The 1,016-nt window shown below is 71.2% G+C and carries 2 protein-coding genes; both read right to left on the minus strand.

Going from position 1 to position 1,016, the window contains the following annotated elements; genetic code table 11:
* On the minus strand, positions 1-644 hold a 644-nt coding region (locus ADL12_RS22590; RefSeq protein ID WP_062704513.1), incomplete at its 3' end, for an ABC transporter permease.
* Positions 631-1,016, minus strand: a 386-nt coding sequence (locus ADL12_RS22595; RefSeq protein ID WP_159053244.1) for an ATP-binding cassette domain-containing protein, incomplete at its 5' end; no start/stop codon positions are given. The genes ADL12_RS22595 and ADL12_RS22590, both read right to left, overlap by 14 nt.

Consider the following 1,016-nt stretch of genomic DNA (forward strand, 5'->3'; position numbering starts at 1 on the left):
AGGTAGCCGGGCAGCGCGGCCGGCATCACGATGTGCCAGGTGCCCTTCAGGCCCGTCGCGCCCAGCGTGCGGCCCGCTCGCAGGAACAGTGGCGGCACCTGGTCGACGCCGGACACCAGACCGTTGGCGATGGAGGGGACCGCGCCGAGGAGGATGACGGCGTACATCATCGAGTTGTTCAGGCCGAGCCAGAGCACGGCGGGCGCCACCCAGGCCACCGACGGCAGGGACTGCAGGCCGGACAGGATGGGTCCGATGGCCGCGCGGACGAATCTCACGCGGGCGACCAGCAGGCCGAGCGGTGTGCCGATGGCGAGGGCCATGAGGAAGCCGAGCAGGCCGCGTGAGACGGACGTCCAGATGTAGTCGAAGAGGGTGCCCTGGAGCCAGGACTCGCGGACCTCGCCCCATACGTCGGACGGCGAGGGGAGCTTGTATGCGGGGGCGGCCTCGGCCCACACCAGCAGCTGCCAGACCACCAGCACCAGCGCGATCGCGGTGACGGGCGGCAGGACCTTGCGGATCAGGGTCTCGCGCAGCGGTGTACGGCTCGTCTGGACCGTCTCCAGGGCGTCCAGGCCCGCTTCGACTCCGTCGAGATCGTTGCCGTCCTTGACGGTGGCGGTCGACTCAGTGCTGGCCATGGCGGCGGATCTCCCCACGCAGTTCTTCGGTGATCTCCCGGGACAGCTCGGCGACGGCGGTGTCCTCGATGCGGCGCGGCTGCGGGATGCCGACCGTCCACTCGCGGGCGATGCGGCCGGGGCGGGAGGACAGCAGGACGACGCGCTGGGCGAGGCGGGCCGCCTCGCGCACGTTGTGCGTGACGAAGAGGACCGACAGCTGCGTCTCGCGCCAGATGCGGGTCAGTTCGTCGTGCAGTACGTCGCGGGTGATGGCGTCGAGCGCGGCGAACGGCTCGTCCATCAGCAGCAGCTTGCTGTCCTGGGCGAGCGCACGGGCCAGGGCGACGCGCTGGCGCATCCCGCCCGACAGCTCGTGCACCCGCTTGCCGT

This window comes from Streptomyces regalis, assembly GCF_001509475.1.
GTDB lineage: Bacteria > Actinomycetota > Actinomycetes > Streptomycetales > Streptomycetaceae > Streptomyces > Streptomyces regalis.